We start from the raw sequence: 13,821 nt of genomic DNA, 5'->3' as shown, positions 1-13,821 counted from the left end.
GTGCAGGCCCAGTTGGACGTGCCGAAGGGAGTGCACCCCGTGCGCCGACGCCATCCAGCCGTACTGTCACTCGTGCCATCGTGGCCCCGGTGGGCCGCGGCCACCGTCATCCTGATCGTCGTGTTTCCCGGGACAGCAGCCTAGACTGCGGCCACCTGCGCCGTGCTGGTCCAGGTGGCGACCACGTCGCCACTCGGGACGGCACGTGTTCGCCGAAGGTGACGACGAGACCAACCGCCCCGATGCGACCTCGCTCTGCCCGTCACGGAACCGGCAGGATGACGGGATCTTCCTGCCCGTCCCAGGCGACGGCGAGTTGCGTCGGCGCTGGGTTGTCGTAGTCGCCAGCAATCATGAAGGGGTGGGCCTCGCCGGGTTGGAGGGTGAGCGGAGCGGCCCAGTCGACCACCGCGGGGCAGGGCTCGGTGTTGACCACGTTGGTAGCTGTCGCGTCGCCCCAGTTCCGCAACCGGTACGTATCGCCGTCCATGTACTCAACGCGGAGTCTCACCTTCGGCCGTGCTGCCTCCGCCTCAGCCGCCCTGCGCTCAGCTGCCTCTCGACGCTGGTCCGCGAGTGCCTGCTCGGCAGCGTGAGCGGATCGTTCCCCTGCAGCAGCGTTGCGTGCCCCGTCCTTGCGGGTCTTCAGACTGACCCAAAGAGCCCCCGCCGCGACAGCGAGGGCAGCCCACGCCGGTACGTCTCCCCATTCCATGCAGGCACCATAACGGCCTGCTCCGACAGCCCAACCATGATCACCCCATCAAGAGGTGTTCTGACGCAGGCACGTTGTCATCGTCGGCCTTCAGCCCGGGCGGCCGAGACCACCTGGGCCGGTGACGCCTGCGTCGGCTGGACGGCGTTCCCAAGACGGGCGTTCAGCTGGACACACGCAACAGTCCTGCTGGCGCTGTCGGCTCTAGAGTGGCATCAGCAGCAGTCGGCCCCGCCCGCCAGGAGAGCACGTTGACGCAGCAGCACCAGTTTCCCTGGCAGCGGCGAGTGTTCGTGCTGGACGAACCGCCCGTTCAACACCGCTACGGATGGCCGCCCAGCAAAGCCGAGGCCGGCGTGCTGCTGGCAGAGGAGAGGGCCACCGCGGTCATCGTGTTGCGCGGTGAACGCGGCATGGGCAAGACATACGCGCTGCGTCAGGAACACGATGCTCTTCTGGCCGACGATGTGCATGCAGCCTGGCTGGAGCTGAAGCAGTGCACCACGACGCGGCTGGCGCAGACCCGCCTGCAGGCAGCTTTGACACCTCCCGCAGGGCCGGGGGAGTGGCACGTCCTCCTCGACGGCCTGGACGAAGGCCTCAACGACCTTCCCCAGCTGGACCAACTCCTGGACGAGGCGCTCGATGAGGTACCCGAACCGGACCGCGAGAGGCTTCGCCTGCGGATCACCTGCCGCAGCGCACGCTGGCCGGCCCGGTTCGAGGAAACCTTGCGCACACGCTGGCAACCCGACCAGATAAAGATCATGGGGTTGGCCCCGCTCGGCCGGGACGACGTAGCCGTCGCGGCCCAGGCGGTCGGCGTGGCGGACACCGATGCCCTTCTCGCGTCGATCCAGCAGCAGGGTCTGATCGCGCTCGCTACCCATCCGGTCACCATGCTGCAGCTCCTCGACAGCTATGCCGACCATGCCCGCCTGCCATCAACCGTGCACGACGCCTACCTTCAGGCGTGTCTGCGCCTTTGCACCGAACACCGCCGTCCCACCGACCCGCACCAACTGCAGGCGCAGACATCCCCCGAACACCTGCTGGCCGTCGCGGCCCGGCTGGCCGCCACCCTGCAGTTCGGCCCGTACACGGCCGTGACCGAGGCCCCCGACACTGACAACTCGGCTACGTCGGCAGACCTGCGGCTGTCACGGCTCGACGACGCCGACGAACCCGGACACCTGGGCGGACGCATCCCGTGCACCCTGTGGAATCTGCGCCAGGTGACCGAATCGAGCCTGCTGATCCCGGTCGGTGACCTGCGCTGGGTGTTCGCCCACGACAGCTACCGGGAGTTCCTCGCAGCCCACTTCCTGCGCATGCGTAACCTGCAGCCGCAACCGCAGCGCCAGCTGCTGTGGATCGGCGACGGCGAGGCCCGTCACATCATCCCCGCGCACCAGGAAGTCGCTGCCTGGCGCGCCACCAGCGATGCCACGCTCTTCGCTGAACTCCTGCGCGACGATCCTCTCGTCCTGCTCCTGGCCGACTTGCCCAGCCTTCCCGACTCCGCACGGGAGCGCGCGGTGAACGCCCTGTTCGCCCTGCTGGAACGGGATGACACGGTAAGCCTCGACCACAGCCTGCTGCACCGCCTCAACCACCCCCACTTGGCCGACCAGCTGCGCCCCCGCCTGCAGGCAGCCGACGCGGCCCATCTGCTGTATGCGGCCCTCAGCATCGCCCGGGCCTGCCCCCGCTCCGAGCTGGCCGACGACTTGCTGACGGTAGCCGAGGACGTGCGCCACGCCCCGGGCGTGCGCACCGCGGCCCTGGCCGGCGTCGCCGAACCCACTCCGGACGCCCTCACCCGGATCGTGCGCCTGACCCAGGACGCCTCGCCCGAGGTGATCGCCGCGGCACTGCGTCACCTCTATCCCGGCCACCTGACTGTGACCGACTACCTCGACCGCATCCGAGACCCGGACCCGGCCTACGTGGGAGCAGCGTTCTTCCTGCACCGCGAGGTCCCGGCACAGCTCGACGCAGGCACCGTCGCTGAAGCAGCCGGATGGGCCCGGCGTGCACTGAAGGCAGGAGACGCCCAGTCTGCCAGCCCCGGCCTGGCCCTGGCCGTGCTGGCCCGGGCGGTCAGCCTCAACGAGGACACCCCAGCCCTCGACCTGGTACCCCGCATCGGCGAGGGACTCCTCGGTCTGGCCGGACACGAGGACCTCCTGCACAGCCCAGCCCTGCAGACCGCCCTCGAGGAACTAGCCCAAGCGCTGGACGGCTGCCCCCATACCCGGCGCCTGCTCGCCCGCCATCTCCTCCAGCACGGCGACGACGAACCCTTCCATCTTCTGCTGGCAACCATCCCCGGCGGCTCCTTCCTGCCCTACGCCGACCTGCTGTACTGGATGGAGCGCTGGGAGCAACTCACCTCCCTCAACCCAGACCGCGCCCGGCAGGCTGTCCGCTTCGTGCCGCCCGAAGACACCCAAACTAAGGCACGCGCCGAGACCGCGCGCCGCGCCCACCCCACGCTCGCCGCCGCCACCGCCTTCTGGGACACCTATCGGCGCAACCAGCAAGAACGCGCTGCACACGCCGAAGCGCAACGGCAGCAACGCCGCTTCAACCCGGCCGCCTTGAACACTGCCCTCGACGAGGTTGGCACCGCCCGTGGCTCACACCTGCTGACCGCATGGAACCAACTCCTGCGCTGCCTGCGGCGCACACCGGACGGCTCACCACCGACGCGGCAATTGACGGGCATACTCAACCTCGCCGCCCAAGCGCCCTCACGCCCTGCCGCCGGCACCGGCCCCGGCAGGCGCCTTGACGCGGCCGCCGTCCACCTCCTGACCGAACTCCCACCGCTGACTGCTCCCCACTTCCGGCCAGATACGTCCGCCCGACCGCCGTCTGCAGAACTCACCGCCTTCGCCCTCGTCGACAACCCGGCAGCGTTGCACGCCGGCCCCGCGCACTGGGCCGGCTGGGCCATCGCCCTCGCCTGCAACACCGTCTACCGTGATGACGAACGCGACATCCAGCACACCTGGATCCAGCTGTGCGTTCCGCGCGCCGGAAGCCAGCTGCCCCCGCTGCTGCTGGACGCGCTCGACCACGCCTCAGTCCAGACTCTCCGCGACCTCGCCGGCGCCCTTGGCCACGACGCCTCCTTGGGACTCAGATCCCTCCTGCACACCTGGGCTCTGCACAGCGATCGCAGCCCCGAGCAGTGGTGGGCCATCCTCGACGAACTCGCCGCAGCTGACGATCCCGATGCCCTCGGCCACCTGATAGACGCCCTGGACACCGACCCGGGCGGGCACGAGCCCGGCTCGCCGCCACGGCAACGGTGGCTGTTCGCCGCCCGAGCCTTGCTGCAGCACGACGTCCTTGTCGACCACTGGGCCGTCCTGCGCCGCGGGCTAAGCGACCCCGCCGTCCTGAAGGAGTACCGCGACCTGCTCACCAGCCTGCCTACCGGACCCGACGGCTGGCCCCTCGCCCACCTCGACGACGAAACACTCGTCGACCTCTACACCCTCCTGCTGGAGGATGTCGGCCTCCAACGCCTGCAGCGGCCCCTGAGCACCGGCTTCATCCAGGAAGAAGACCGCCTCGTCGACCTGCTGCGCCACCTGCCGCGCATCCTCGCCTCCCGCGAAGCGCACCACGCGGCAGCCGCCCTGCACCGGCTCGCCCTGAGATATCCCGCGGTGTGGCAACTGCGCATGCTCGCCCGCGCCACTGCCCGCGCAGCGGCCGACAACGGCGTCCAGCCCCTCGAACCAGAACACCTAATCCGGCTCGCCACCGACCGCCAGGCCCGTCTCGTCCGTGACGCACGCCAACTCCTCGACCTGGTCCGTGAATCCCTGGCCGCCATGGAGGAAGACCTGCAGGGCTACAACGGAACGGCCGTCACCCTCTGGAACCGGGATCGGCACCGCTTCAACGCCAGTACCCAGTGCTGGCCCTGCTGGGAAGACGACCTCAGCGACGCCGTCGCCTCCTTCCTGCGCCGCGACATCGGCGGCCACCGCGTCGTCGTCAACCGAGAAGTCCAGGTGCGACGCGACGGCCTGCCCGGCCTGCGCACCGACGTACAGATCGAAGCCCCCGCTCCCCCCGACACCGGCCAGCACACCCTCAGAGTAATCATCGAGGCCAAGGGATGCTGGAACCCCGAGCTGCCCACCACTGCCCGAACCCAGCTGCGCGCCTACCTGAGCGAACCCCACACTGCCGGCCTGCTCCTGGTCGGCTACTTCGACTGCACCCGCTGGAACACCAAGAAACGCAACTGCCCCGCGACCAGCCACGACATCGACGACGTCCGTCGCGAGCAACACGAACAGGTACGTCAACTGACCGACGACGGCACGCTGCTGGCTGCGGCGCAAATACTGGACTGCCGGTTGCCTGGTAAGGACAGCGACTGGCGCAAGATGGCCGACGAGCCGGCGTAAGCAGCCGCTGACCTCGGCGGCGGACGCCGTCTGCAGGACACCGACACACGGCATCCAGAACAAGGCATCCGACAGCCGCTACATATGGAACGGGCACGTGAGGATGACAGCATCCCTTAAACGTGTCCTGCGCGACGGATCATGAGCCGAACGACTGGCAGGGCCACCCGCAGCGCAAGGACTACCCCCTCGGCGGCATCCCTGTCGAGTACAAGGGCGCCCAGACCCCGGCTCCGGACCAGCGGAGGTCGTACTCGTGAGCAACACGCAGTCAGCAGCCGCCGGTCAGTAACAACGTGCTGGCAGGACTCGATGCCAACGGGACAGGCCCGATGCGTCAGGGCAGATGACAGGCAGAGCCTGGGAGGCGCATGCTGATGGCGCAGCTGATGGTGATGGTCTGCGCCACGCAGAAGGCAACGTCCCGGCTGCGGCGCTTCCTGTCTGCCAGGGCCTACCGGCTGCAGTAGACGGTGAAGTCGCCTGCGCTGACGTCGCGGACGAACTTGTCCGCGCCGGCGAGAAGAAGGAGCTGCTCATTGGTCGCTTTGCCGGCTTGCAGGCCGGGTTGGGCGATGATCGTGTGGAAACGCGGCCGTAGCAGGCGGGCTTGCTCACGGAGGGTGAAGAGGTCTCTGGGGCCGCCAATGTCGTACGGGGAGATGCCGCCGTTGCGCCGGGTGTAGAGCACCGCCCGGTGGTGCAGGTGATCCAGCAGCGGTACTGCGTTCCCACGTCGCCACTTGGCGCCGCGCATGGCCTGCCCGCACACCTCGTACAGGTCCTCCAGGCGTTTGCCGGGGGAGGCTTTGGAGTACTTGCAGTGCACGAGCGTCACGTCCAGATAGCTGCCGCTGACCTTCAGGCCCACGAGGTCGGCTGCTTCGCCGTTGCCGTCGTCGTCGATGAGGACGTCGAAGGATTGGCTGGCCTGCAGGTAGGCGGACATGTAGTACTGGATGGAGTCGGTAAGACGCTCTGCTTTCTGGGATTCCTTGCGGAAGTCCACGCCCTGCCAGTCCAGCGGGGTGAGCAGGGAGGGGTCGTAGGGGCGGCGGGTGTAGCGCGGGGCGAAAAGCTTGCCCTCTTCGTCGATGAGGCGGTCACCCTCCAGGAACAGGTCGGGCTTGTGCGCGTTGAGCCATTCCTCGAGCGGCTGCGGCTGGGCGGTTGGGCCGTTGCCGGTCACGACGGCGTCCCGGTCGCGGGGACGGTAGACCAGGCCTTTGGTGTCGTAGTCGGCCTGGTAGGCGACGCGCCAAGCGGGCGTCGTCAGGGAGAACAGGAACGGGCCGGTGGGGGAGTAGTCGTCGACCTCGAAGTCGACGTCGGTGAGGGCATAGCGAACATGATCGTAGGTGAGGGTGTACCGGTCCCGGGAGCCCAGGTAGACCTGCCAGGGCCACTGCACGCCCAGCAGCGCGTACGGCGGCCGTGCGGTGATGTCCTCAGGAATGATGAACCCGTCGAAGACCTGCTCCAGGTTGATGCTGCTGTCCAGCAGCTTGGTGCCCTGCTGGTCGCACCAGTCGGTCCACGCCTTCAAACTCGGCGCGGTGGTGGGGGACCAGAAGCGGCCCGAGTGCGCTGCACTGATCGAGACGCTGTCGCCGTCGTCGAACCCGGACGCAGCGATGTGGGTCTGACTTTTGTGTTCCTGGGCGCTGGTGAAGCCCTGCGAGACGTCGCTGCCGACGTGCAGAGAAAAACGCGTGAAATAGTCGCGGGCGTCCTTGAGACCCACGTTGGTCGGCACCAGACGGTCCAGACGGGCCAGGACCCGGAAAGTCTGCTTGCCGTTGATCAGCTCGCAGTCCTGGCCCAGCACCGCATCGGCCAGCTCCTTGTACGTGCTGGACTTCTCCGAACCGTGGATGTACAGCAGACGACGTGACGTGTCGAAGTAGAGCACGATGAGCTCATAAACGACTTGCTCCAGCTCCTGCGGCGCTCCCCAGCGCACGGGGGTGCGGCGTTCGATGACATACCAGGCGACCGGCGAGTCCTCGCCGCCGAGGGCCACGGTGTCGTCCAGGACCCGTTCGTTGGCCTTGCACAGCGCGAGGGCTGCCTCGGGCCGCCACTGCCCTGCGGGCGCCCGGTAGGCGATCGCGCTCATCTTGGGTTCCAGCACGCCGACCGCCACCTCCTCCGGCGCCCCGTTGAAGGTGGAGTCGAAGGAACTGGTCTGCTCGGCTGCCAGGGTGGCACGGTCGGTGAGGTCGCGCAGCAGATCGTTCCAGTCGGCATCCTCGCGCAGCAAACGCCGCAGCGGCGACGCACCGGCGTGCGGCTCCTGCGCGACGAATACCGTGGCTTCGCCGAGTCCGTCCGTGGCGCGCGTGAACCGGCCGATGAACTGGATCATCGGGCTCAGACTCTTGCGCGCCGCATGCATGGCCGCAATCTTCAAAGCGGGCTCGTCGAACCCCTCACCGAGCATGTCGACACAGATGATGAGGCGGCAACTGCGCTCCCGAAGAGCCTGTACCGCCGCCTTGCGGCGCGTGACCCCGACGTTCTGATGCACCACGGTCGGATCGAACTCGGGCGCCAGCTCCTGATACAGAGCGCCCAGTTCCTCGGCTTTCGGAATGCTCTCGGCCCGTGCCATCAGCAAGTGGTCCTGCCCAGCTGCCAGGTCGGCGCGCAACTGGCCCACGGCCAGCACCGCCAGCTCCCGGTCGACGTCCTCCACACCGAACACTGCCCGGTAGTTGATGCGCTTGAAGTACTCCAGCCGCTGCGCCTCCCGTAGCGGGAAACGGAACACGGTACGGCCCGGCAGCCTGCGGCCGTCCTCCCTAAACGGCGTGGCGGTGAACAACAGCACCGGACGGTCGGCGAAGTCATTGATCACCCGCGCCCACGTGTCCGCTGCAGAGTGGTGCGCCTCGTCCACGATCAGATGGGAGAACGACGACAGCAGCGCCGTCCGCACATTGCCCACGCTCTTGTTGAGGATCTGCGGGGTAGCGACGACGACGTTGCACGCCTCGATGAACCGGGCCGCTTCCTCGGCATCCTTGAACCCGTGCTCGAGCCGGCCCACCCGTGGGCGCAGTGCGTCAGGCGTGACGATCTGCTCCTTCTGCAGGATGCCGAGCGTCTCGAACTTCCCCGCGATCTGATCCCGCAGGGCCGCGCTGGGCACCAGCACCAGCAGCCGTTCCATCCGTGCGGCCACCAGCAAAGCCAGCATCGTCTCGGTCTTGCCGGTGCCGGTGGGCATGACCACGATGCCGGGGTCGCTGAGTCCCGAGGCCCAGTGCCCCATGACGGCATGCAGGGCGCCGACCTGCGGACGGCGCAGGCTGCGCGGCTCGTCGTAGGAGCGATACCCGATGGCATCCCGGTAGGACTCCACCACCGTCCGCGGCGTGCACGCCGCGCCTCCCCGCCAGCGCACCTCACCACCCGGCTGGCTCGGCAGCACGGCCGTCAGCTCCCCGACGTCCTCCGTCGCCCTGCGCTCCGCGGGCCAACTGCCGTAGACGTTGGAGACTCGTACAGTCCCGCATTCGTCAGTGACCTGCAGTGTGCCTTCAGGAACCAGCAATTGGCGCACCTTGTTGCGCCCGTATCTCTCCTGGGCCCACACGGGCCGGGTGCTCACGTTCATAGGGGTGTTCTCTTTACGAGTAGGGGAGCGGGACCGAAGCGGCCTGGGCACAGTAAGAGCCAGGGACCAAGGCGGCAGGCTGGGGCGACAACAGTGCCTGTTGCTCAGCGGTGTCGATGGGCGCCACGGACTTCGGGTACGGGTCGGCTCGTGCCACGGCCAGCACGCTGGACCTCGGCGAAAGGATCAGACAACGGCCTGCTCCGGTTCCTGGTGCACCAGGAACCGGAGCAGGCCACTGGCCTACATACGCAGGTCCTGCTGGCTGAGGGCCCTGGCCTGCATAGGCAGACCAGATGCGCGCGCCAGCGTCCGCTCGATCACCACCGTCTCGGTGCGCCCGGCGGGACATGTGGACCGGGCGCACCGGAGTGCACGGCCGGCGTGACCGCTACACGTTCGCCTTCAACCACGCGGCCACGTCCTGGTCCAGGTTGTAGCTCGCCCAGGAGGTGTCGGTCACGTCCATCACAAGCAACTCGTCGTTGCGATCGACGTAGCCCGAGAGCAGATCGCGGACCTGGGAAACGGTCTTGGGAGTCTTCACCACCCAGGTGGACTCCAACGGGCGGCAACACGATCCGAGAGCTTTGATTTCCTTGATCAAGGACGTGTAATTCTGCCCAGGTCTGTTCAGGTCGTACCCGATCAACAGTGCAGCCATGGTGATCACTACCTCATTCCTGAGGCAAACCGCCGATACGTGCCATGGGGTTGGAGAACTCTATGGCTCGTTATAGGGTCCCAGGGCGCGACCAACGCACCAGGCCCCATGCCAGGCGGTTCGACCTCACGTCGAAGCCCCTGGCTGGGGCCTGCTTTGGTTCGAACGCGCACAAGTACAGCACCCCACGCGATGCTCTGCAAGCAAGCACCCCATAAGTTGTGTTACTCGCACGTAGGAACACAACATGTAGTGGCTGTGAGGTAGTTCGGGAGCTGAAGGTATTTCAACCCGCTAACGCTATACCTGCACACTGACAACGGGCGGGGAGGCCTCGAGCGTCATACTGTCCGGTGCTCCGTGCGGAGGTGCACCGGCAGCCGGTGACCCGCAGGCGTCACTGGTGCGCTACCCCGGGGCCCGCTCGCCAGCAGCACCAGGGCGCCCGGCATCTCCTTGCCGACCCTGATCTCCTCGTCAGGGCCACAGCAGCCAAGGCTCTGCATCCCATTTCACCCAATGCCCGAGCCGTTGTTCAGGAAGCGCTTGCGACCCCGACCCAGCAGTGGACCTGCTTGAGCTGCGATACCGTCATGCCAGCGGATACCGCCGCCTGCCCAGATAGACACGCACAACCCCGCCCCCGCATCGACGACTGAAGCCAGTGCTGCACACACAGCACCGCGCCGATATCCGTGAGAAGCGGCCGGCATGCTCACCGTGGCTTTGCTCGCTAACGTGGCTGTAGGCGCTCTGCCGCAGATCGGGTGAGCACATGACGCCGCACGGGGAATGGGCCGTGGACCGGCTCCGCGCTGCATTGCCGCACAGTGCATTGCGCCAGCAGTTCCTGCAGGACATCTGCCTCACCCGGCTGAAGGACCTGCTCGGGAGGCTGGAGGGCTGGATCGTTGCCGCAGAGTCACTCCAGGCGGCTCGGCCGCCGATCGAGGCCACCCGCGCCTACGTCAACAGGCACGGACGGCTCTCACAGCTCGGGATCCTGCGTCAGGGTCCGTGCGTGTGGCGCTCCCTCGAAGATGTCCATGAGGGCTGGCGTGGTGACAGCCCACAAGATGGTGACTTCGCCCGGCCGGTAAGGCTTGGACGTAGTCACGGACTGCTGTGTCGGTACCGGCGTGCACGTTGCGGATGTCGGTCATGGCGGTGGAGGGCCTCCCAGCCGGACCGGTGTTCCTCCGCTTCGGCCGCGAGCACATGCAGCCCCTGCGGGAAGCGATCGGCAATCCCTGCCGTGAGGTGGCCGACGCCCGCGCCCGGGAAGAGGCCAAAGCCCGACAGGACGGGTACCAGGCACAGGTGCGGCGGGCAGCCCAGGAGCAGGCGGCGAAGAAGGCAGCCGAGCGTGAGGCCCGCCGACCCGTCTGCGCCGGCTGCGGAGCGAAGTTCACCGACGAACGCTGGAAGACAGCACAGGCGACGAACTGGGGACCCCGAAGGGCACCCACCCGCACCTGTGCGACGACTGCAAGCAGAGGGCCGACACCGCCAAGGCCCAGGCGGCCGGCAAGCAGGAGCACCAGGAACCGGTACGGGACGGGGCATGGCAGCAGCACTTCCAGCGGCATGCCCGTCGTCCCGTCTGCGCCGGCTGCGGTGCCGAGTTCACCGACGAACGGTGGAGGGCGGTCGAGCGCGTCGGCTGGGGCGCCACCCAAGAGCCCCGGCCCTCTCTGTGCGAGGACTGCGACCGGCAGGCCGTCACCGACGTACAGCAAGCCTGGCCGGGCGCGCATCGACAACAAGAGCAGGGCCAGGCCGTGCCCGAGCAGAAGGCCGGCGGCACCTGGCTCTCCCGCTTCCGCAGGTGACGCGACCGCACCCCGGCTGTCAGTGGCGGCTCCTCACGCTCGTAGAACTGGCGGGCGGCGGGCGTTGTACAACCCGCGCCCCAGCGACGCGAGCCACTGGGACGGGCACGGCGACAGCCCTTGAGAATGTCGGCCACACCTTGAGCCTCACCGGGCAGGCTGGTCGAGGGCCTGGCGCACGTCGAGGTAGCAGCGCAGCCGGACACCGGGCTCTCCCGGCTCCCGCACGGTGCGTTCTGCCGTCGCGGTCGCCCACATGGCGGCGAGCGCTTCCTGGACCGCGAACGCGGTCGCGTCGTCAGCAGCGGCCACGTCCACGACGGCCAGCCCGGGCCCGGCCACATGCCTCGCGTTGATCGGTCTCATGCCCGGCAGCACGCGCCGACGCCGGGGGCGGTTCTGCAGCGGGGACAGGTTCACCCGATTGAGCAGGGCCTACTCTGCCTGTGACGCAGAGCACACCCCGAACTTCGGTCACACGGGTACCCGTTTTCGCTCCGCCACGGGACGTACAGGTCGACGCTGTTGTCGACGAAGGAGTTGCGGTGGTGGAGGAAGAGTTCCCGGTCCTGGTGCCGGGGCGGCTGACGGGCCTGGCGGCCACGGTGGTGCAGGTCCGAGGTGCGGTGTCGCTGGAACGGGAGAAGCGCCGCACCATGACCGAACTCGCGGAGTGTCTGACAGGCAGCGGCCAGGCCAGCCGGGTCACGCACCGCGACGCGTCCGGCGGCGAGTGGACGATCACCCTCGGGCCGGCCGTCAGCGGGAACGGTGGCTGGTGACAGACGAACCCGGACAAGAGGCAGAAGGCCGTACGGACCCCCGTGCGGCCTTCTACCGCGCGCATCACTCCAAGCTGGTCGGATACATCCGCCGCCGGATCGGCGATCAGGGTGAGGCCGAGGCACTTGCCCAAGAGACCTGGATCGCGTTCTTGCGCCGCTTCGACTACTACCAGCAGGTGTACGACAACCCCGTCGGCCCCTTGTTCGTCATCGCCCGGCGGAAGGTCGCCGACTGGCGCCAGGGACAGGAGAAGGCCCCCGACCTGCCGGGCGACGACGGTCTCGGCGAGCGCCTGGCCCAGATCGCACAGGACCGGGCGGACGCGATCGGTCTGGCCGGCCTGCGCATCGACCTGAGCCGGGCGGTCGCCCGGCTCACCCCACGCCAGCGCGAAGCCCTGCAACTGCGCTACGTCGACGGCCTGGACCGCCGGGCCGTTGCCGAGCTGATGGGCATCACCGTCAACGGAGTGAAGAAACTGATCAGCACCGCTGTCAGAACGCTCCACACGGCGCAGGACCTGGCCGCCTACCCGCTGCCCACCACCAGCCGCACGCACAAGGAGGTGCGCAAGTGACCCGCGCGGACAACCGCCCCGACCCGATCGAAGACATGCTCGCCACCCTGCGCGAAGATGACCCCACCTACACCGACGCCGAACTCGATGCCGGCTTCACCGCACTCCTCACCGACCTCGAACAGCTCACACCCGAGCGCGCCCGGGAAGCCGACGACCTGGCCACCGAGGCAGAACTCGGCAGCGACGCCTACGCACTCGGACTCGAATACCTCGAACGCGGTGATCTGGAGCGCGCCACGCACTGGCTGCGCATCGCTACCAGCCACGGCGTGTCCGCCGCCCAGCAGCAGCTGGACGACGCTCGCGAACTGCACCGCACAGTCGACTCGCTCAGCGCTGAGCCGGTCCGGCCACGTCGCCGCCCCGGGGAACGGCTGACCGAACTGCTGGACTGTTCCAACTGGCTCGCCACACCGGATCTGTCCGCACTGCCCGCAGCCGCATCCCGGCTGGCGGAAGCCCTCGATGGGGAACTCCGGCTCGCCAAGGCACGCCAGGAAGCCGAGCGCATCCTTGCCGACGCCCGCCGCGCCGCCGCGCAGATCGCGGCAGACGCCCAGCGAGCCGCACAACCCGATACCGAGGTAACAACTCCCGGCCACCCCCGCGCCAAGCACCTGTGGGACTGGAGCACCAACCTTGAACACCTGCCGCTGGCCCCCATGGTGTCTACTCCTCTCCGCTGCCGCGACGTGGACATCATGCTGGTGACGGGGACATCCGACACCGTTCTTGTGGGTGAGATGAAGTGCTCCTCCAACGCCCGCTGGCCCCGGCCCCACACCTTCACCCTCCAGCGATCTCCGCTCCTGTTCAAAATGGGCAGCTTCCACCACAGCACAGTCATTGTCCGAGAACAGAGCTGCTTGCAGCTGGCAGGCAGCCGACACGCTCTGTACAACCTGATCGGACGTGAAGCGACCGAGGCGTATGAGCAAGCCGTTGAGGAGAACAACCCGAGCTGCCTGCAGTGCCATTTCAGCGCTGATCCACAGCTGGCGCCTCGGCTCCTGGTCTGGGCTCGGACCGCCTCTCCAGATGTAGCAGCCGACGCCCATAAGATCCTCGCCGACCTCGTGACTCCTTCCACCAGCGGACTCCTGGTGCCAATCGGCGTCCGTGACCTTGCGTCGCCGGTTCCAAGCAATCTGGTTCCTGGCTGCCCGTGACAAGTCCGGCCAGGAGG

General features: G+C 67.9%; 8 protein-coding genes and 1 pseudogene. 5 read left to right on the top strand and 4 right to left on the bottom strand.

Features of this window, described 5'->3' with window-relative positions; all coding sequences use genetic code 11:
* Positions 1-262: 262 nt before the first annotated feature.
* On the bottom strand, positions 263-511 hold the full coding sequence (locus tag ACVW19_RS34470; RefSeq protein ID WP_457465047.1) for a hypothetical protein: 249 nt from the start codon (positions 509-511) through the stop codon (positions 263-265).
* 455 nt (positions 512-966) lie between these two features.
* Here ACVW19_RS34470 and ACVW19_RS34465 point away from each other — a divergent pair, with 455 nt between their 5' ends.
* Both ACVW19_RS34465 and ACVW19_RS34460 read left to right on the top strand, forming a co-directional pair.
* Positions 967-5,151: a hypothetical protein gene (locus tag ACVW19_RS34465; protein WP_457465046.1), complete on the top strand. Its 4,185-nt coding sequence runs from the start codon at positions 967-969 to the stop codon at positions 5,149-5,151.
* Positions 5,152-5,297: 146 nt separating this feature from the next.
* Positions 5,298-5,411, top strand: a pseudogene (locus ACVW19_RS34460) (NADH-quinone oxidoreductase subunit C); the annotation flags it as partial.
* A gap of 194 nt (positions 5,412-5,605) precedes the next feature.
* On the opposite strand, the gene ACVW19_RS34455 reads toward ACVW19_RS34460, so the two are convergent.
* The 3 genes from ACVW19_RS34455 to ACVW19_RS34445 form a co-directional block, all read right to left on the bottom strand.
* Positions 5,606-8,773, bottom strand: a complete 3,168-nt coding sequence (locus tag ACVW19_RS34455; protein WP_457465044.1) for a DEAD/DEAH box helicase — start codon at positions 8,771-8,773, stop codon at positions 5,606-5,608.
* A gap of 391 nt (positions 8,774-9,164) precedes the next feature.
* Positions 9,165-9,320 carry a hypothetical protein gene (locus ACVW19_RS34450; protein WP_457465042.1) on the bottom strand — a complete coding sequence of 52 codons (156 nt, stop codon included), beginning with the start codon at positions 9,318-9,320 and terminating at the stop codon, positions 9,165-9,167.
* 2,096 nt (positions 9,321-11,416) lie between these two features.
* On the bottom strand, positions 11,417-11,635 hold the full coding sequence (locus ACVW19_RS34445; RefSeq protein ID WP_457465040.1) for a DUF6207 family protein: 219 nt from the start codon (positions 11,633-11,635) through the stop codon (positions 11,417-11,419).
* 179 nt (positions 11,636-11,814) lie between these two features.
* On the opposite strand from ACVW19_RS34445, the gene ACVW19_RS34440 reads away from it, so the two are divergent.
* From ACVW19_RS34440 to ACVW19_RS34430, 3 genes are read left to right on the top strand one after another with little or no spacing between them, the layout of a single operon-like run.
* Complete coding sequence (locus ACVW19_RS34440) at positions 11,815-12,051, top strand: hypothetical protein (RefSeq protein ID WP_457465039.1); 237 nt, start codon at positions 11,815-11,817, stop codon at positions 12,049-12,051.
* Positions 12,048-12,632, top strand: a complete 585-nt coding sequence (locus ACVW19_RS34435; protein WP_457465037.1) for an RNA polymerase sigma factor — start codon at positions 12,048-12,050, stop codon at positions 12,630-12,632. The genes ACVW19_RS34440 and ACVW19_RS34435 overlap by 4 nt, the downstream gene beginning before the upstream one ends.
* Positions 12,629-13,804: a hypothetical protein gene (locus ACVW19_RS34430; RefSeq protein ID WP_457465036.1), complete on the top strand. Its 1,176-nt coding sequence runs from the start codon at positions 12,629-12,631 to the stop codon at positions 13,802-13,804. Before ACVW19_RS34435 ends, ACVW19_RS34430 begins: the two co-directional genes overlap by 4 nt.
* The last annotated feature ends 17 nt before the right edge of the window (positions 13,805-13,821 follow it).

This window comes from Streptomyces sp. TE5632, assembly GCF_054061295.1.
Note: the sequence above shows the minus strand (reverse complement) of the source record. Positions and strands in the feature narration are given on the sequence as shown.

Bases quoted from the DNA above. Each gene is read 5' to 3' on its own strand.
- ACVW19_RS34455 (WP_457465044.1), bottom strand. From the start codon at position 8,773: ATGAACGTGAGCACCCGGCCCGTGTGGGCCCAGGAGAGATACGGGCGC.
- ACVW19_RS34445 (WP_457465040.1), bottom strand. From the start codon at position 11,635: ATGAGACCGATCAACGCGAGGCATGTGGCCGGGCCCGGGCTGGCCGTC.